The organism is Lysinibacillus xylanilyticus (assembly GCF_001183605.1).
GTDB classification, from domain to species: domain Bacteria; phylum Bacillota; class Bacilli; order Bacillales_A; family Planococcaceae; genus Lysinibacillus; species Lysinibacillus xylanilyticus.
The window spans coordinates 37448-57299 of sequence record NZ_LFXJ01000002.1 but is presented as its reverse complement, the minus strand read 5'-3'; the positions used below and the strand labels follow the sequence as shown (position 1 = coordinate 57299).

Here is a 19852-nt window from a genome sequence, read left to right as displayed (position 1 = left end):
ATTCACATTTGTTTCCATATGATAAATTGGAAATATCACACTAAACTGAAAAGTGTGACAATTAAAGGTGGAAGGGGAAATGAGATTTGAAAAATTTTAAGTTTACGAAGTTCTTAAGTAGTATTCTAGCTTTCGTTATGGTGCTTTATCTATTGGTTCCATTGTCGAGTGCTAGTGCTAAAGAATCGAAGCCATTCAAGCAGGATGGTCAAAGTGAAAGTATAATTCAACTAAAGGCGGCTATTGCTGAACAGCTAAGCTTGTCTAAAGATGGGCCAACTCTTCACGAAAGCTTACAAAATGTATCAGGCAATCAAAAAGTTGCAGTCATCGTTCACTTATCTGAAAAGCCTGTGGCACTAGAGGAAGGAATGAGCCTAGTTAAAGGCGAAGAATTCTCTAAAGCCCAAGAAAATGAAGTTCGTTCAAATGTAAAAGAACAACAAGCAGAAGTTAAAGAAGAGTTAGCTGCTAAAAATGTTCAGATGACTCAAGGATACACATTTGATACTGTTTTAAACGGTTTTGCGGCAACTGTGAAAGCAAATGATCTCCCGAAACTGCTTACAGTAGAAGGAATTACATTAATCGAACCTGATGCAATTGTTTCCGCATCAGAAGATAATACAATGAAATCATCGGAACTTATTAAGGAAGATCAATTAGAAGCTCAAATGAATACAAGTAATTCTTTCCTTGGCATTGAACAGCTTTGGAAGGAAGGACTTGAAGGACAAGGAGTAAAAGTAGCAGTATTAGATACTGGTATTGATGTAGATCACCCTGAGTTCGCTGGAGTTTACAAAGGTGGAAAAAACTTTATTCCGAACTCAGCAACTTATACGAAGCCTCGAAAAGATGACGATGCATCGGAAACATCGCCTTCGGAGCGCCCAGCCGGGACACCTGAATTTAATGAAAAGGGTAGTGCGTTCTATACTTCTCACGGTACACATGTTGCTGGAACAATTGCAGCAATCGGAGCTAACAAATTCGGTATTAAAGGAATTGCTCCAAAAGTAGACCTTTATGCTTATCGAGTTCTTGGGGCGTACGGAAGTGGAGCTACATCTGGTATTGTCAAAGCAATTGAAACTGCTGTAAAAGAAAAAATGGACGTTATCAACCTTTCACTTGGCGGGGGAGCTAACTCTGAAACGGATGCTGGTTCATTTGCTATTAATAATGCAATGATGGCTGGAACAATCGGAGTAGTTGCAACAGGGAATGAGGGTCCGAATCGCGGAACGATGGGTACGCCTGCAACCGCTCGTTTAGGAATTGCTGTTGGTAACACAACAAATCCTGAAACAATGTATAACGGGGAAGTGAATGTTAAGGTTGGCAACTACAACTTAACAAAACAGCTTCCATTAATGGGAACTACTTTTGGAAAAGATATAGCGACACAGCTTCAAGGAGAATTTGACCTAGTTGCTGTTCCTGGAAACGGGGAAGTAAAAGACTTTGAAGGAATTGATGTAAAAGGTAAAGTGGCATTGATTTCTCGTGGTAGTATCGCATTCGTTGATAAAATTGCGAATGCAAAGGCAAAAGGAGCAGTCGCAACAATTATTCATAACTTTGCTGGTGGAACGAATGCCCCGAACATTTCAGGCACATTCCTTGGTGATGCATTTGAGTATCTGCCAACATTTGATATGTCCCAAACGGATGGCGCTGCAATTCGCGCTGCATTAGCAGGCGGAGCCGGAAAAGTAAGTTTTAGTAAATTTGCTTCCACAAAGACACTGGGAGATGATGTAAACGATTCAAGTTCACGTGGACCATCTACACCAAACTTTGATATTAAACCAGATGTAAGTGCACCTGGAACAAACATTATGTCAACGATTCCAATGTATAAAAAAGATTTCCCTGATGCAGATTATGGGGAAGCATATGGCCGTAAAACAGGAACTTCTATGGCAACACCGCATATTGCAGGTATTGCTGCATTAGTTAAACAAGCAAATCCGAATTGGAATGCGTTCGATGTAAAAGTGGCGCTTTCTAATACAGCAAAGGTTATAGATAAAACAAAATACGATGTGTTTTCTCAAGGTGCAGGGCGAGTAGATGCTTATGCGGCAGCTCATCCGGAAATTCTTGCTTATGCACTTGATAGCGCAATTTTAGATGCAACTGGTGCAGTTACAGAAAACTTGAAAGGTACAGTTACTTTCGGTCCACAATCGCTTAAAGACCGAGATATTTCTGTAACGAAACAAGTTTTAGTAAAAGATATTAAAGGGAACGGCGGCAATTATAACGTATCAATTGATGTGACAAAAACATTTGGTGATGCAACTGTTACAGTAGATAAGCCGACATTTAATCTAGATGGTGAGCAAGTTTTAAATATTACATTAACTGCTTCAAAAGCTACTGCACCAAACGGCTCTGAAATACTAGGGTATATTTACATCAGCGGTGGAGATACAGAAATCTCATTGCCATTCGCAGCTGACTTTGGCAGCGCAGCAGCAACTGCAATCAAAGATTTTAAGATTACAGAAACAGACCTATCCTTTAACGGAGATGGAGTGAAAGACTCAGCTGTACTTTCATTTACATTAACTGGAGATGTAACAACTAACTATATCGAGCTTTGGGATATTATGAATCCTGAAGGTGGAGAATACGGAGACGGCTACATTGGCTATCTTCATGCAGGTACTGCACTAGCAAAAGGCTCTTATACGCTGAAGGTTGGTGGGCAGTACAAGCCATGGGGAACAGCACCTGCCACAACAATTCCAGATGGTCTGTATACAATTGACTTCACTGGTCTTGCAGCATCAGGAGAAGTTTCCGATTATGTTGGACCAATTGTCGTGAAAACGACTAAACCAGAAATTACTGGTTCAGTAGCTAAAGGTGTCGCTACAGGACAGGTAACAGATAAGTATATCGACTACAATGAAGAGTTATATTTATATGATTTAGATTACAATTTAAATGATAAATTAAAAGCTTCCTATGTTTCGACGGTAAATGGCAAAGTACAAGCGCCAGTTGCTTTTGAATTAAATCAAGATGGTAGCTTCACATTCCCAGTAACAGCAGAAACAAATGCTGTATCAGTAATAATTAAAGATGCTGCAGGGAATGTTGGTGAAGCGAAGATATATGAAAAAGAAGTAGTAGAACCAGTAGTAGCACTTTCTGTAAATCCAACTAAGCTAGACCTAACAACTGGAGAGACTGCACAAATTACGGTAACAGAAACGGCAACGCCTGCAGAAGGTGAGGAAACAGAGAAAGACGTAACTTCAAAAGCTACTTATGTTGTTGGAGATAAAAATGTTGCAACAATAGTAAATGGATTAGTAACTGCAGTAGGTGAGGGCACGACTCCAATTACTATTTCATACGGTGATAATGAAGTTACTATGAATGTTACAGTTAAAGCACCTGTTATAGAAGAACCAAAAGTAACACTAGAAATTGACCAAGCTCAGGTTGAAACTGGAATAGGTAAAGAAGTTACAGTTAAGATTACTGAAGTAACTACTTTTGATGGTAAAACAACAGAAAAAGATGTTACAAAGCTTGCAACCTACGAAGTGGCGAATGATAAAATAGCTACTGTAAAAGCAGGGGCTGTAAAAGGAAGAGGTCAAGGTAACACAACGGTTACGGTAACGTATGGTAAGCACACACTAACATTTGATGTGTTGGTTGTAAAGCCAGGTAATGACAATGGCAATGGCAACGGCAACGGCAATGGCAATGGCAACGGCAACGGCAATGGCAATGGCAACGGCAATGGCAATGGCAATGGCAACGGCAATGGCAATGGCAATGGCAATGGCAATGGCAATGGCAATGGCAACGGCAACGGTAACGGCAACGGCAACGGTAATGGCAACGGTAATGGCAATGGCAATGGTAATGGCAATGGCAATGGCAATGGCAATGGCAATGGCAATGGCAATGGCAATGGCAATGGCAATGGCAATGGCAATGGCAATGGCAATGGCAATGGCAATGGCAATGGCAATGGCAATGGCAATGGCAATGGCAATGGCAATGGCAATGGCAATGGCAATGGCAATGGCAATGGCAATGGCAATGGCAATGGCAATGGCAATGGCAATGGCAATGGCAATGGCAATGGCAATGGCAATGGCAATGGCAATGGCAATGGCAATGGCAATGGCAATGGCAATGGCAATGGCAATGGCAATGGCAATGGCAATGGCAATGGCAATGGCAATGGCAATGGCAATGGCAATGGCAATGGCAATGGCAATGGCAATGGCAATGGCAATGGCAATGGCAATGGCAATGGCAATGGCAATGGCAATGGCAATGGCAATGGCAATGGCAATGGCAATGGCAATGGCAATGGCAATGGCAATGGCAATGGCAATGGCAATGGCAATGGCAATGGCAATGGCAATGGCAATGGCAATGGCAATGGCAATGGCAATGGCAATGGCAATGGCAATGGCAATGGCAATGGCAATGGCAATGGCAATGGCAATGGCAATGGCAATGGCAATGGCAATGGCAATGGCAATGGCAATGGCAATGGCAATGGCAATGGCAATGGCAATGGCAATGGCAATGGCAATGGCAATGGCAATGGCAATGGCAATGGCAATGGCAATGGCAATGGCAATGGCAATGGCAATGGCAATGGCAATGGCAATGGTAATGGTAATGGCAACGGCAACGGCAACGGTAATGGCAACGGTAATGGCAATGGCAATGGCAACGGTAATGGCAACGGTAATGGCAACGGTAATGGCAACGGTAATGGCAACGGCAATGGCAATGGCAATGAAATAATAATGAAGTTACCGAAGATGATTTATAATTAATTTCAGTTCAAACAAAAAGAGAAATTGCACAACGCAATTTCTCTTTTTTTTATTTATTATAAAGCAATCCCTTTAAAAGATTATCTCCTTGCTGATTTTCTTGCCATATTTGATACAAATCAGTTCCTCTTTATCTGAAGTGCGCTTTTTTAAATGGTCTTGTGCTAACTCTGCATCCTTGTCGATTCCGGAGATCCATTATTCTCTACTTGACTAAGATAAGGTTTTTCAGGCAAATATATTCTTGGTATGATGTTAAGGTTGTGTATTTACTATGTCACACATTTACATTCATCTAAGAAAGAGGTATTTATGCACTCCACAAAATTATCCAAGCAACATTGGTTGCTTATCTTAACACTTTCTTTATTAACATTTGTTCTCGGGACAAGTGAATTTGTTATTGTCGGAATCTTAACAGATATTTCTTCAAGCCTTCATATGACTAATGTAAAAGCAGGCACACTCGTTTCTGCGTTTGCAATTACGTTTGCCATAGCTACACCACTAGTGATGTCAGCAACAAGTCATTTTCCAAAGCGAAAATGGATGTTGTTTTTGATAGGATCTTTCATCGTCCTAAATGCTTTGTGCGTAATTTCGACGAGCTATATCATGCTCCTTGCACTTCGGATTATGACAGCGATTGTAACAGGAGTTTTAATCTCTCTAGCCATGATTGTAGCAAGTGAAACCATGCCGATTAAAAAACGTGGACTTGCTATTTCATTCGTTTTCGGTGGTTTCACACTTGCAAATGTCGTTGGAGTGCCAATTGGTATTGTGATCGCCGAAGAGTACGGCTGGAATGCCACTTTCATGTTAACCACTTTCCTAGGAGGATTGGCGTTTTTAGCATCCTTTTTTGTCTTACCTCATAGACTCAGCCAAGTACGCAGCTCGATACGTGATCAGTTTTCTTTATTGACCAAGCCACGTATATTGATGGCTTTTTTCATTCCTGCACTCGGATTTGGCGCAACTTATGCAGTCTTTACGTACCTTGTACCAATCTTAAAAGAAATAGGAGCACCAAATAATTCAATTAGTATAATCTTATTTTGTTATGGGTTTATTTCGATTTTCAGCAACATCCTCGCTGGTAAAATTGCTAGCCACAATGCAATCGGTCGCCTTCGGTTTGTTTTTCTCGTGCAAGCAGTTGTTCTGATAAGTTTATTTTGGACTACAAATCATTTTGTTTTAGGATTAATAAATATTGGATTAATGTCGTTAATGGCTATCCTCTTAACAACATCTACTCAGCTATATTTAATTGACCTCGCAGAAATTTATCAGCCAAAAGCTACAGGACTCGCCGCTTCACTAATGCCAGTGGCAAGCAACGTAGGTATCGCTTTTGGTTCTGCGTTAGGAGGAATTGTGTACCATCAAGGAGATTTAATGAATGTAACTTGGGTCGGTGGGATAGTTGCAGTCTGTGCAAGTCTGCTAACTTTCTTTAGTCATCATTTAGACCAAAAACAAAAGACATCAGAATAGAATTGAGCAATTACACAGAAGTTAAATTTATTCTACATCGATCATTGCTACCGGCTTAAATATTTCGGCTGATGGAGATGAAATTTTCAGAAACCGTTGCCAGTTAAAGTGACTTACTTAGTTGCAACATATACTTTAGTAAAAACAGGCACATTCGCATGAAGCGAATGTGCCTGTTTAAAAAAACTCACTTATTTATGATACGGTTCACCGTAACGTAAATAAATGAGGTTTTCGATCAAATGTACTCATACATTATTCTGGCCCCACGCATGTCAGCTATTCGCTATTAGTCGCTGCTTTACTATCATCTAAAAAGAGAGATAGAACAGCATTTACGTTTCCTATAGGTAAAAACTATAGAATATTCATTCTATGAAAAAGGCGAATAAATATTTGCTACCCATTCTTTCAATGGTTAACTTTACTGCCGAGTCTAAAAAACTAGAAATATGATATGGCCCAGATATTATCCTTCTGATTAAATAAAAAACTGATTCTTAACTATCTATAAGCTATGGGATCAATTCTCTTTTAGTTTACGTAGATAATTATATTTTAATCCTTTTTAACTTTTACAATGAATTGTTACTTTTCCTCTTGATCACCATTCTCACCCTTATTTATTGCACGACCGCCTCCACCAACCGCATGCTGCTGCTTCGTATTAGAACTTCCTATGGCTGAATTAGTTCCTCCCGTACTATCTAAACCGCTTCCGCTTGCTATCTGAGTAGCTGACGACTGTTTTTGACCCTGATTTATCTGATTATTGATGATGATAACAATTTCTTCATCACCATCCCAGTCTTCATGCTGTTCGTGAGGTTCAGTCTGCTCCCCCTTCATACCGCTATTTCTAGCCACCCCTTGTGCTCCCACACTTTGCTGTTGATCGGTATTCGAGGAATCTATTGCAGCATTACTACCAGCTGCACTATTTCTTCCTGCCCCACTTGCAATTTGCGTGGTATTAGGTGCACTAGTGAACTGATTATTTATAACAATTACAACCTTTAACTTATCCGATACAGGAGCATCAGTCCTAATTTCTTCTCCATCTTTTTTTACAATAATCCTTACTTTTTCATTTTTACTTTCCATACCGCTTTGTATTTCCTTGGAATTAGACCCATCATTACTATCTTTATGACCTCGTTGGTTTGACATTATACCACCTTCTTTTCGATTTAGAATAATATATCTTATTCGAAGAAGAAATTTAGATTTAGTCAAATACATTAATTTAGCTAAAGTATTATTTGGATAATATCTTTGTGTATAGCATTCTACAAAAATCTACCCTTGGCGAGGTGTATGTCTAACCGCATTATCCAATAAATTGTTCACGTATCGCTCCAATAGAACCTTGCTATCCAGAGGAACTTCTATTCTCTGCTTTACCACTATTCTGTTCTCATAAGGAGTTCATTCTTTTTATACGGCCAAACAACAAAAAAACACTTATTCCACTATTTGAGGAGGTGCTGTACTATTTTTCAAAAAAACCTCACTTACTTATGAACTGCGCCCCAATTGTTAGACACATCTAACAATTGGAGGTGCAGTTTTTGTATGGTCAAAAAATATACTGCCAAAGATAAATTACAAGCTGTTGAGCGTTACTTAAATGGAAAGGAAAGTTCCTATGATATAGCTAAATCTATGGAGACTGATAATAAAGCAATCCTTAAATGGGTTAAGCAATATGAATACAATGGTGTTGAAGCTTTTATTCAGCCATATACAAATTACACACTAGAGTTTAAAATGGATGTACTAAATTTTATGATTGAAAATGGTACGTCCTTAAACGAAACGGCAGCGATTTTTAAGATACCTGCCCCTTCAACAATTAGTGTTTGGAGAAAGCAATATGAAATTCAAGGATTAGATGCCCTTCAATCAAAGAAAAAGGGGCGTCCATCCATGAAAAAAGAATTTAATAAACAATCGAAACAAGCACCAGTTGAAGGCTCTACCGAAGCACTTGAAGCACGTATTAAACAACTAGAAATGGAAAATGAGTATTTAAAAAAGTTGAATGCCTTAGTTCAAAACAAAGAAAAATCACCAAACAGGACAAAGCGCAAGTAGTCTATGAATTAAGGCATAAATATCCGGTGAAAGCACTCGTAAAATTCGCTGGCATTCCACGAAGTACGTACTATGATTTAGTAAAACGTATGAATCGACCAGATTTAGATGCCGATTTAAAAGAGGAAATTAAGGCGATTTATGAAGAACATGAAGGGCGTTATGGCTATCGCCGTATTCGTGACGAGCTAGCGAATCGTGGGCAAAAAGTGAATCATAAAAAAGTGCAACGTATCATGAAAGAACTGGGTTTAAAGTGTGTTGTACGTATGAAAAAATATAAATCCTATAAAGGAAACGTTGGTAAAATTGCGCCAAATATTTTAGACCGCAATTTTAAAGCAGATGCCCCAAATGAAAAATGGGTAACAGACATTACAGAATTTAAATTGTTCGGTGAGAAACTTTATTTATCGCCAGTTTTAGATTTATTTAACGGGGAAATTATCACGTATACAATTGGCTCTAGACCAACCTATTCACTTGTTTCAGATATGTTGGACAAAGCGTTCGAACGTTTACCTGAGCACCACCAGTTACTCATGCATTCCGATCAAGGCTGGCATTATCAAATGAATAAATATCGTCGCGCCTTAGAATCAAGAGGGATTGTTCAAAGTATGTCTCGTAAAGGAAACTGTTACGACAACTCTGTCATGGAGAATTTCTTTGGAATTATGAAATCTGAATTCCTTTACATGAGAGAATTTGAAAGTATAGAGCATTTTAAAATAGAATTAGAAAAATATATAAATTACTATAATACGAAACGGATCAAGGCAAAATTAAAAACGAGTCCGGTACAATACCGAACTCATTTTACCCAAGCTGCCTAATGAAATAACCGTGTCTAACTTTTAGGGGTCACTTCACTTATGATACGGTTCACCGTAATAGGCTTAAGTGCGATTTTTATACAACGCTTAAATATAAATCGAATGTGTCCTCAGTTTTATGTATTCTGTGTAACGTATACACAGAATACATAATTAATTAACATATCACAGGTTGCTATGCTATATTATATAAGTAGTAAACAACAATTGTTGACACCGAATAATGGTAATTTTAGATTGAACAAATTAGCGTTATTGGGTGCCAAACCCATTAGAGTTCTTCAGGAACAAAGAATTCTACCGCAGCATCTCCTTGTGAGATGTTGCCTTTTTTGTTTCCATGAAATTTTTTGGGGCTATCAATTAAAATCATAAACAAAAGCGCTTTGCCATAAACGTAAATAATAGCATTTTCAATGTTACCTTCTGCGGAAATTTATATTTTCTTACTCAATAAATTAAAACCACCTAAGACGTTGCAAATTCAACGTCCTAAATGGTCTTTTTTTAAACCGCACTTACTTATGATACGGTTCACCCTTCATAATCCTAAAACTTCTATAAACCTGCTCTACCAAAACAAGCTTCATTAGCTGATGCGGTAATGTCATCTTTCCAAAGGATTGTAGCTCATCAGCTCGTTTCAATACATCATCGTGTAAACCGAGGGAGCCGCCGATGACGAACGCAATTTTACTTTTGCCGTAGGTCATGAGGGATTCAAGATCTGCCGACATTTGTTCAGAGGTTTTCATTTTGCCGTTAATGGCTAGGGCGATAACGTATGTATCTGGGCCGATTTTAGATAGAATACGTTCACCCTCTTTTTTCTTCACGATTTCCATTTCTGCTTCGCTTAGCTGCTCGGGTGCTTTTTCATCTGGTACTTCGATTAAATCCATTTTTGCGTAGCCACCAAGACGTTTTACGTATTCATCTATTCCCATTTTTAAGTACTTTTCTTTTAGTTTTCCGACTGATACAATCGTTATATTCACACGTTATCCACCTTTACAATTCATTTACAAACAAATTATCCACAAAAGTTATCAACATATCCACAAGCGATTCCTATATCTTGTGTAAAGTTATTTACTTGATACAAGATATTCTGCAGGTCGTTCGCAGTAGCTACATTTTGTGGATAACTTTTTATCCTCTTCGATTTTATCCATAATTGGGAACTCTTTTTGCTCTGCCACAAACATGTCTAAAGCGTGTTCTATATGGTTTTCACAACTGTATTTTTCCATTTTTGCACCTCTTCTTATTTTCCGAAATTTCCACAAACTTATTCACAATTCGGTCTATGTTATCCACACTCTATTGTAACAAAGGACGGGCGAGTATGGAAGAATAGGCTTTCTACCGCCTCTCGCCATGTATATGTTATTATTCACAATTTTCTAGTTATCCACAATATTTTCTAAATCATTCTTAATAATTCAATTGGCTTTTCTTTCAAACATATTTCTGTTCACAAAAAAACGATCAAGAAATTCTTTGTAGCGAGGGCAATTTTCATTTCAGCCTACGCGCCCAGTCGGAACGGAAATCAACCTCTCGTTTCGCTGAAGAGCATACTTTAATATGACACCTTAATTTCATTGACTCAACAACATGGAAAAAATCAGTGGAGATCATATTATCTCCACTGATTTTTAATTTACAACGAATCGCTATTTGTTAATGTTAGTGATAGATCCACTAATTTACCTTGGCGGTATACTTTCAACGTTAATTTATCACCAATTTTTTTGTTGTTATATAAATGTTTGCGTAAATCGATTGCTGTTTCGATTTTTTTGCCATCCATTTCAACAATTACATCGTATTGTTGAACGCCTGCTTTTGAAGCTGGAGAGTTCCCCACAACATCTGTAATAACAACACCTGTTGTTAAATCTTTTGGCAATTTTAATGTTTGTTGTTGGTAGAATGCCGGAACATCCGTTAAGTCTACTAACGAAACACCCATTGTTGGACGTTTCATTTCACCATTTGCCTCTAATTCCTCGATAATTGGAATTGCTGAGTTAATCGGAATCGAGAAGCCTAACCCCTCAACTGAAGATTCCGCAATTTTCATGGAGTTAATGCCGACTAATTCACCAGCAATGTTTACAAGTGCACCACCACTATTACCAGGATTGATAGCTGCGTCTGTTTGTAATACTTCTTGCTGCCAATCTGAAGTGCCATCACCGTTTATGTCAACTGGTACAGAACGATCCTTACCAGAAACAACACCTGTAGTAACAGAACCATAGAATTCTAAGCCCAGTGGGTTACCAATCGCAATTACTGTTTCACCTTGTTTTAATACATCTGAGTTACCAAATGTCGCTACTGTCTTAACATTTTTAGAGCTGATTGAAATGACCGCTAAGTCTGTCCAAACATCATGACCAACTAATTGTGCTACTTCTTTCGTTCCATCTGGCATTGTTACTTCTAACTGTTTTGCACCTTCAATAACATGGTTATTTGTCACGATAAAGGCTTTATCACCTTGAACTTTATAAATAACACCTGAACCGCTTCCAGCAGGCTGTTCTGATGTGGATTGTGGACTCCAGAATCCGCCACTAGACACTTCTTGAATATTTGTAATCCCTACAACAGCATCTGAAGCCTTATCTACTGCTTTCGTAACATCAGTTGTCACTTCTGTTGCAACTTGATTAATGGTTGTATTATTTTTATTCCCTGCGCTACTTGTCGTTGTACCAGGCATTTGATTGACAAGTCCAGGCATCATGAGCCAAACGAGTAAAGCGCCTATGATGACGCCGATAAAACCGGTAAATAAATAACCACCTTTACCTCCGCCACCGCCTTTCCTTTTTTGACGTTTCTCTTGCGTTTCTCGCTCCTCTTGTTCGAGTCGCTCCTGAAGAGGTGATTTTTGTATTTCATCATTTTTTAGAGAGTCATTGTTTTTATCATCATCTTGAAAATAGCTCATATGTCCTCATCCTTTCCCTTATTAGTATTTGCTAGTTGTTACCCTAATATTACAATTCAAACATTAAAATCAGATGAAAAATAAATAAAATGGACATAAAAATGGCTGCTCAATGCATTTTCTATAAAATGTCATTGAACAGCCTCTTAAAGGTTCATTTTTTTATTATCATTAAACTGTAACTAATTTCGTCGGCTCTTCTGCATCTGTATCAAATAAATTTAAATACTCTCCGGCTATAATGCCGCAAGATTGCAAAGTTTGTGTGACACTCATGCGCGCAAGCTCTTTCATGTTATTATCCATACTTAAATGTGATAAATAAATATTTGTTGGTTTTTCAAATACTACCTCACTCATTGCTATAGCTGCATCCTCATTTGAAACATGCCCTACATCACTTAAAATACGACGTTTGATAGACCATGGGTAGCGCCCCATTTGCAGCATATTCACATCATGGTTACTTTCAAATACAAAGGAATCCGCACCTCGAATGATCCCCTTCATACGGTCGCTAACATAGCCTGTATCCGTAATAACAACAAGCTTACGTCCATTTTCATGAAAGCTATAAAACATTGGATCTGCTGCATCATGTGATACAGCAAAAGATTCAACAGCCAATGAACCAAAATGCTTTACAGTATCCATGTCAAATTCAAAACGTTGCTCTAAAGGTATATCACCGACTAGCCCGTCCATCGCCTGCCACGTTTTGGCGTTAGCATAAACAGGTACATTATATTTTCGTGCCAATACACCTATTCCTTTAATATGATCACTATGCTCATGTGTAACGAAAATGCCACTTAGCTGTTTCATATTGCGATCGACTTTTGTAAATAGTTGCTCCATCTTTTTGCCACTAAGACCTGCATCGACAATAAATGCATGATCATCGTTCTCTACATAAATCGAATTTCCTGTACTGCCACTTGCTAAAACACTAAATCGCATTATTCAACTCCCCAGTCTTCCTCTTCAGCCTCTTGCTTGTCTCCTTGGATTTCAATAATTTTTCCATCAATAGCATCAACGAAATACTCTTCTATTTCTCCGTCCGATAATTCCACTTGTACTTCCCACGTTGGTATCAACACTTGTGTTTGCGTTAAATTACTAAATGTCGAGTAACCTAACTTCACTTGCTTAATACGCGATTCTGATTTTAATAGCCCTTTATTATAAAGTGTCTGGAAAATTTGAAGTGGTGGTATGACCGTTTCCTGTTGCTCCATCTCTTCGATATTATCAATCATTGTCTGCTCATACATTGTCACTTCGTTATCTAAATTCCACTGTACTTTTAATACGGCACTATCATTGTAATAGAACATTCGATTATTTTTCTTTTGAAAGAAGACTGCGACCCTTTCCTCACGATCTACCTTCCATAATGCATAAGAGTCTCCCTCTCTAACGTTTGCATGGACAAAATCAGTAAAACTTGTATCATCGTTAATATTTCGTAATTTTACAGGGTTAATAAAATTAACACGTATATGTGCATGTGTCTCATCAGTGAATCTTACTTGCTGATTGTCATCGGAAACAGTATTTTTAAAAATATGCACTTTGCCTGTAATGTAAGTAGCAGAATCATTACTATTCGGCAGTGGTCCATACGTAATATTATCATCTTTTAAACGGGCTTCTATTGTTTTTTCACCTAGTATTTCTACGCTCTGCGCTTCATTATAGCGATTTAAATACATCCAATACAAGAAGATATTTAAGATTAAAAAAACGAATATAAAAATAGATTTTGTTCTATTCCAATCCATTTTTGACACCCCCTAATATGTCAGGCGTCAGTTTTGTCGATATACCGTTGCGAATAACAAACCAGCATGGCTCTAATGTCACTATTGTGCTTTGATCATAAGTTAAATAGAAACCCACAACAATATCATCTATATCTGATAAATCAATGTTATTTAGCTTTTTAATCTTTTCAACGATTTCCGATCCTGACGGAAGTTCCTTCATCTCTTTTTCAGATGTAATATCTTTCTCAAAAGAAAAATATGGACGTTTGTAGCGGAAAATACGGTTATCTCCCCAAACGGTTGTAATTCGGTTTATAGCCTGATCACTATATATCGGTAATCCATGTAAATATAGCTGATAATCCAATTGATTATTGCTTGTACTTGATGATACTAAGCGATAATCATCTGTAAAACCTCCGTGTTCATTGATAAATTCAAAGCTATCCGTAAAGAGCTTGGAAGGCTCTATTCTTACACTACTTTCTGCAGCTGGATATACATAGGTCAATGATTTCGCTTTCGAATCAATCACCATCCGTGACATTCCATCGTGATATTTTTCAGTAGTTGCACTTTCATCAGTACGCACGACATTGTTTAGATTCGTAAATAACACATCTTTAAATAATTCAGGTTTCTCTTCGATAAAATACGTATATTTTGCTGATTCAATTTTATCGTTTGCAATATATAGTGAGATAAAGCCATCTCGTTCCACTTCTTTAAAAGTGCTATATGTTTTCGCTGGCTCTATAATATTTCTTACAAATTGATTAGCATTTTCTAGACTTACATGTGAACGCATTAATAATTCATTATTACCACTAAGGAAAAACACTTGTAACTCTTTGTTATTATACTTACTCCAATCTATAATCATACGATTAAAGGTTGTTTCAGGTAATTCCTTATCGGCGAACTGAAAAATTGTGTTAAAAGCAGAGTAAGGAATTTCACCAGGAAAAAAGACAGTCATACTATTATTAGTACGAATCATCTCATTTACAGAGTCGGCCTTAAGATTATTGTCAACGGGCATTAAATCTAGGATATTCCATCCTTGAAATGCCTCCATAATATCTACCATTGCGCTATTAGATACTGTTCCGGTAAATTCCTTATCAAAACGATAAATAGCTTTATAAGGACGAATTACATCCTTCATTTCTTTTTGTGGTCCAATTAGAATTTCTTTTCCTTCAGTCTGTTCAATAAATTTATAATCTGGCGTGTATGTCCAAATCATAAAGGTTAAAACCACACTTAGCATAACAAGTAGGAATAAAACAACTGATTTTACTGGTTCTATATATTTCATTCCCACTCACCTGCCTCGTCAAAATCATCTAAATTAAGTGGTAATGTGAAGAAAACCGTTGTTCCATGTCCTTCTTCACTTTCGGCCCATATTTTACCTCCATGAGCTTCAATCATTTCCCTGGCAATAGCTAATCCTAGACCAGTGCCTCCCATAGATCGAGCTCGGGCGCGATCTACTCGATAGAAACGCTCAAAAATACGTCCCACATTTTCCTTAGGAATTCCCATACCATCATCGGAAATCATAACCTTCAGCATATCTTCTCGCGCTGTAAAGCCAAAGCGAATATTACCTCCATCAGGTGAATACTTAATAGCATTGGAAATGATATTATCGATAACTTGTGTCACTTTATCCGTATCGATTTCTACATAATAAGATGCCTCAGGGAATAAACGTTCAAACATCACTTTGTCTGACTTAGACATTTCAAAACGATCGATAATACGGTTAAAGAATGAATTAAATAGAACAATATCTTGATTCAGTTCATAATCTGAACTATCCATTCGTGATAACTGCAATAAGTCATTCACTAAGCGGATCATACGCTCTGTCTCTGTTTGTGTGACATTCAAAAATGTTGGAGCAATATTTTCATCTTTCCATGCACCATCTGCTAACGCCTCTAAATAACTGCGCATTGTCGTTAATGGTGTTCTTAATTCATGGGACACATTTGAAACAAATTCCCTGCGATCCATCTCTATTTTTTCTTGTTCCGTAATATCGTGCAGTACGGTAATTAGACCATTAATAAAGCCCGTTTCTTTTTGAATAACAGAGAAATTCGCACGTAAAATATACGGTGCGTCTGCTGTACTGAAATTTAAATTCACCGCATCATTCATGTGAATTAAATCCTCAAAACTATACTCTTGGTCAATACCTAAAACAGATGCAATCGGACGACCTAATGTAATATCTCTTGAAATATGCAGCAGCTCTAGTGCGGGGTCATTAATAAGAATGATGCGCCCTTTTCGATCTGTTGCAATAACACCATCGGTCATATTACTAAGGACCGAATCGAGCTTTCGCCGCTCTGCCTCTGTAGTAGATTGCGCCTCCTGCAAACGATTCGTTAAATGATTAAAGGTTATAGCAAGCTGCCCTATCTCATCTGTACCGTAAACCCGTACTTTTCGAGAATAGTTACCCTTTGCCATCGCCTGTGCCTGCTTACGCATATCTGCAATTGGCTGTGTAATTGTTCGTGCCACTAAGATTCCTAAAAAGATAGTAATCACCAAGGACACTGCTGTACCACCAAGGAAAATACCGTTAATGTCATTCACTTGTTCAAAAACAGATTCAATATTAGCTTCAATGTAGAGTACCCCTATGATTTCATCATCAGGACCTGCACCTTCTCGAATTGGCGAAGCTAACACCCACACTCGATTTCTTGTTTTATTATCAAGTTTAATGTTTTCAAATAATGTTTCTGCAGAGATCGCACGGCGTACGAGATCATTATTCGAGCGCTGTCCAATCAAACTTTGATTATCTACCTCAGATGTGGCGCGAATACGCTGTCTATTATCAATGACACGGATTCCTAAAATATCTCCATTAGAAACTTCCTTTAACCCCGTGGAAAACTCCATTACAATCGTTTTCAAGCTCTCTTCTAGAGATGGCATACTTTCATCGCGTTCTTTTAACATCTCTTCACGAATGCTATATTCCATCAAATCGACACGTTGAAAAATGGATTCTCGGAAGTTGCTTTTTAAATTTTGCTCTAATTCATTCGCAAAATAAATCCCTATTATTTGCAAAGCAAGCAAGATTAGTAAAATATAAATTAGTACTAGCTTGACATGAATTGATTTAAAAAAGCTTACTTTCTGCATTCCCTTTTACTCCTGTTCAGGATTTCGTAAATAATAACCTACGCCACGGCGTGTTACAATCCAAGCCGGATGACTAGGATTGTCCTCTATTTTCTCTCGTAAACGACGAATTGTTACATCTACTGTTCGTACATCGCCGAAATAGTCATAGCCCCACACAGTTTGCAGTAAATGTTCACGCGTCATTACTTGACCGATATGCTTACCTAAGTAATGTAAAAGTTCAAACTCTCTGTGTGTTAGTTCAATTGCCTCATCACGTTTCAATACTAAGTAAGCATCTGGCTGAATAACAAGAGAGCCTACTACAATTTCATTGGATTCTTCTTCAACCTCTTCGGCAGTAGGGGCTACTACCTGTAAGCGACGCATATTTGCCTTTACACGCGCAATAAGCTCGCGTGTACTAAATGGCTTTGTCACATAATCATCTGCGCCCATTTCTAGTCCTAATACTTTATCAATCTCAGACCCTTTTGCAGTTAGCATAATGATAGGGAAATCATATTTTTTTCGTACTTCTCTACAAACTTCCATCCCATCACGCTTAGGTAACATAATATCTAAAAGCATTAAATCTGGTTGTTCTTCCTCAACCTTTTCTAGTGCTTCATCTCCATCATAAGCACAAATAACTTTGTAGCCTTCTTTTATTAAATTAAACTGTAATATATCCGCGATTGGTTTTTCATCGTCAACAACTAAAATGGTTTTGTCCATATTTTTTCTCCCTTTCGCTATTTATCTATTTTTAAACGATTGTATTTATCAATTATGCCTCGGCATAATCGCGTCTGGATTCGCCGGAGGCTTTGGGCCAACGTGATGTTGGTCACTCAGTTGTTGCCACAGGAAGTGACGTTCTTAGACTGAGTTCCTTTATTTCAGCGGACATCCACTGAAAAACAACTTAAACTCACCACCTATAAGGATGGGAGACTTTTGTAACTGCCGTTTCACTTTCGCTACATAAAACACTTGTAGCTGACGCTTCGCTTTCGGTCAAAAGACATCTGCTTAAAGAAGTTAAAGTCACTACTCTAACTCTACCATGCTTTTAGCTTCTATGCATTATTCTAAATCCTAAGACATTTTACGATTTTGTATTAAGTTATTTTTCGACAAATATTTCTTGGGAAATAATATAGATTTAATACAAAAAGACAGCCCTGTTTTGGACTGCCTTCTATTCGAACTGATTAACGCCCTACAGTATGATGATGGATTTTCTAACGAACCCTTTTTCTTAACTTCAAAGTGTAGATGTGTACCTGTTGAATTTCCAGTAGATCCTATAATTCCTATACCAGAACCTTTTTCTACTACTTGTCCTAACTTGCGCTTTAACTGAAGATAGGTGCCCGTATAGCACCTTTCAACTTTTTTTGCACCACTATACTGTACCATAAAGAAAATACTGTTTAACTGTTTTTCATCTTTTTGTAATGTAAATGTATTAATTACCTACTAATTGTTACATCATTCCTATTTTTGTAGCTTTTAATAAAATTTTAGCTTTATAGTAGAGGGCTTTTTGTTCCAGTCTGGTACTTCCCTTGGGTTGTCTAGACCCTAAACCGCTCACCCTCTACTCCAGTAGTAGTGTTTGACTAAACAGGTAGTATTCCATTTATTTTTAGTATAATTTTAGAATTACCACTTTTTGATTTTTAAATATTCTGATAAAATATGAATTAGATACACTAGTTGAATGGAGCGATTTAATTTGAATGTTTTACAAACCTCTGGAATAACCCCTAAAGTAAGAAAGCCCCAAAGTAAGAATCCCATTAGTAAACTTATAATTAGGACCATTATGGTGGCATTAGGTGCATTCATTATGGCACTAGGACTGGAGCTATTTTTAGTACCAAACAACATTATGGATGGTGGAATCGTAGGTGTTTCCATTATCACTTCCCATTTATTAAATTTACCTCTTGGTATTTTCATCTTCATTTTAAACTTACCTTTCATCTTTTTAGGCTATAAACAAATCGGTAAAACCTTTGCACTTTCCACAGGGCTCGGAATTACTGTACTCTCATTAACAACGCTCTTCTTACATAATCTAAAACCGTTTACTCAAGATACGCTATTGGCCACAGTTTTTGGAGGCATGATTTTAGGTATTGGTGTCGGCATCGTCATTCGTTATGGTGGCTCATTAGATGGGACAGAAATTTTAGCTATTTTATTTAATAGAAAAACACCGTTCTCCGTTGGTGAAATTATTATGTTCTGCAATTTACTAATCTTTGCGGTAGCGGGGTTTGTGTTCACATGGGAACAAGCCATGTACTCTATTCTGGCATACTATATTGCCTATAAAATGATTGACATCGTCATTCAAGGGATGGAGGAATCAAAATCTGTTTATATCATAAGTGATGAAATCGATGAAATTGGGCAGACCATTATGGACCGACTAGGTCGAGGTGTAACCTTCCTTCATGGTGAGGGGGCTTATACAGGTAACGATAAAAAAGTTATTTTTACCGTCATTACCCGATTAGAGGAATCTAAGCTTAAAACAATCGTTTCTGAGATAGATGATCACGCATTTCTAGCAATTGGTAACATTGCTGAGGTTAGAGGTGGTCGCTTCAAGAAGAGAGATATTCACTAATGACAAAAAGGGCGTACCGCATATGGTACGCC

Annotated in this window: 13 protein-coding genes and 1 pseudogene; 4 read left to right on the top strand and 10 right to left on the bottom strand. The window is 37.8% G+C overall.

Annotated features, from left to right (window positions below; translation table 11 throughout):
- Positions 1-86: 86 nt before the first annotated feature.
- Both ACZ11_RS00425 and ACZ11_RS00420 read left to right on the top strand, forming a co-directional pair.
- A complete protein-coding gene (locus ACZ11_RS00425; protein WP_049662655.1) occupies positions 87-4832 on the top strand; it encodes a S8 family serine peptidase in 4746 nt (1581 codons plus the stop codon).
- Between the two features lie 312 nt (positions 4833-5144).
- A complete protein-coding gene (locus ACZ11_RS00420) occupies positions 5145-6335 on the top strand; it encodes an MFS transporter (RefSeq protein ID WP_049662653.1) in 1191 nt (396 codons plus the stop codon).
- Positions 6336-6923: 588 nt separating this feature from the next.
- Here the strand turns inward: ACZ11_RS00420 and ACZ11_RS00415 are convergent.
- Complete coding sequence (locus tag ACZ11_RS00415; RefSeq protein ID WP_049663462.1) at positions 6924-7439, bottom strand: hypothetical protein; 516 nt, start codon at positions 7437-7439, stop codon at positions 6924-6926.
- A gap of 471 nt (positions 7440-7910) precedes the next feature.
- Between ACZ11_RS00415 and ACZ11_RS24795 the strand changes: the two genes are divergently transcribed.
- A protein-coding gene (locus ACZ11_RS24795; protein WP_134008815.1) for an IS3 family transposase occupies positions 7911-9268 on the top strand; the annotation gives its coding sequence in 2 pieces (ribosomal slippage) (positions 7911-8382 and positions 8382-9268; 1359 coding nt in all).
- A 518-nt stretch (positions 9269-9786) separates the two neighbouring features.
- Here ACZ11_RS24795 and rlmH read toward each other — a convergent pair.
- The 9 genes and pseudogenes from rlmH to ACZ11_RS27380 all read right to left on the bottom strand — a co-directional run.
- The gene (gene rlmH, locus ACZ11_RS00400) at positions 9787-10266 is read right to left on the bottom strand and encodes a 23S rRNA (pseudouridine(1915)-N(3))-methyltransferase RlmH (RefSeq protein WP_049662646.1); all 480 of its coding nucleotides are present in this window, start codon (positions 10264-10266) and stop codon (positions 9787-9789) included.
- 90 nt (positions 10267-10356) lie between these two features.
- The gene (locus ACZ11_RS24790) at positions 10357-10521 is read right to left on the bottom strand and encodes a CxxH/CxxC protein (RefSeq protein ID WP_049662644.1); all 165 of its coding nucleotides are present in this window, start codon (positions 10519-10521) and stop codon (positions 10357-10359) included.
- Between the two features lie 413 nt (positions 10522-10934).
- Entirely contained in the window at positions 10935-12236 is a 1302-nt protein-coding gene (locus tag ACZ11_RS00390; protein ID WP_049662642.1) for a S1C family serine protease, read from the bottom strand.
- A 171-nt stretch (positions 12237-12407) separates the two neighbouring features.
- The gene (locus ACZ11_RS00385; RefSeq protein WP_049662639.1) at positions 12408-13196 is read right to left on the bottom strand and encodes an MBL fold metallo-hydrolase; all 789 of its coding nucleotides are present in this window, start codon (positions 13194-13196) and stop codon (positions 12408-12410) included.
- Positions 13196-14023 (bottom strand): two-component system regulatory protein YycI, encoded by an 828-nt coding sequence (locus tag ACZ11_RS00380; RefSeq protein WP_049662637.1) that lies wholly within the window; start codon positions 14021-14023, stop codon positions 13196-13198. The genes ACZ11_RS00385 and ACZ11_RS00380 overlap by 1 nt, the downstream gene beginning before the upstream one ends.
- Positions 14010-15329 (bottom strand): YycH family regulatory protein, encoded by a 1320-nt coding sequence (locus ACZ11_RS00375; protein WP_082172625.1) that lies wholly within the window; start codon positions 15327-15329, stop codon positions 14010-14012. Before ACZ11_RS00375 ends, ACZ11_RS00380 begins: the two co-directional genes overlap by 14 nt.
- Entirely contained in the window at positions 15326-17191 is a 1866-nt protein-coding gene (gene walK / locus ACZ11_RS00370; RefSeq protein WP_049662631.1) for a cell wall metabolism sensor histidine kinase WalK, read from the bottom strand. The genes ACZ11_RS00375 and walK overlap by 4 nt, the downstream gene beginning before the upstream one ends.
- Before the next feature lie 6 nt (positions 17192-17197).
- A complete protein-coding gene (gene yycF / locus ACZ11_RS00365) occupies positions 17198-17911 on the bottom strand; it encodes a response regulator YycF (RefSeq protein WP_049662630.1) in 714 nt (237 codons plus the stop codon).
- Between the two features lie 492 nt (positions 17912-18403).
- Positions 18404-18560: pseudogene (locus tag ACZ11_RS27380) on the bottom strand (M23 family metallopeptidase); the annotation flags it as partial.
- Between the two features lie 342 nt (positions 18561-18902).
- Here ACZ11_RS27380 and ACZ11_RS00360 point away from each other — a divergent pair.
- Positions 18903-19820 carry a YitT family protein gene (locus ACZ11_RS00360; protein ID WP_049662628.1) on the top strand — a complete coding sequence of 306 codons (918 nt, stop codon included), beginning with the start codon at positions 18903-18905 and terminating at the stop codon, positions 19818-19820.
- Positions 19821-19852: the final 32 nt, after the last annotated feature.

Coding starts and splice junctions, on each gene's coding strand:
- ACZ11_RS00420 (WP_049662653.1), top strand. CDS start 5,145: ATGCACTCCACAAAATTATCCAAGCAACATTGGTTGCTTATCTTAACA.
- ACZ11_RS00415 (WP_049663462.1), bottom strand. CDS start 7,439: ATGGAAAGTAAAAATGAAAAAGTAAGGATTATTGTAAAAAAAGATGGA.
- ACZ11_RS24790 (WP_049662644.1), bottom strand. CDS start 10,521: ATGGAAAAATACAGTTGTGAAAACCATATAGAACACGCTTTAGACATG.
- ACZ11_RS00390 (WP_049662642.1), bottom strand. CDS start 12,236: ATGAGCTATTTTCAAGATGATGATAAAAACAATGACTCTCTAAAAAAT.
- ACZ11_RS00385 (WP_049662639.1), bottom strand. CDS start 13,196: ATGCGATTTAGTGTTTTAGCAAGTGGCAGTACAGGAAATTCGATTTAT.
- ACZ11_RS00380 (WP_049662637.1), bottom strand. CDS start 14,023: ATGGATTGGAATAGAACAAAATCTATTTTTATATTCGTTTTTTTAATC.
- ACZ11_RS00375 (WP_082172625.1), bottom strand. CDS start 15,329: ATGAAATATATAGAACCAGTAAAATCAGTTGTTTTATTCCTACTTGTT.
- walK (WP_049662631.1), bottom strand. CDS start 17,191: ATGCAGAAAGTAAGCTTTTTTAAATCAATTCATGTCAAGCTAGTACTA.
- yycF (WP_049662630.1), bottom strand. CDS start 17,911: ATGGACAAAACCATTTTAGTTGTTGACGATGAAAAACCAATCGCGGAT.
- ACZ11_RS00360 (WP_049662628.1), top strand. CDS start 18,903: ATGGAGCGATTTAATTTGAATGTTTTACAAACCTCTGGAATAACCCCT.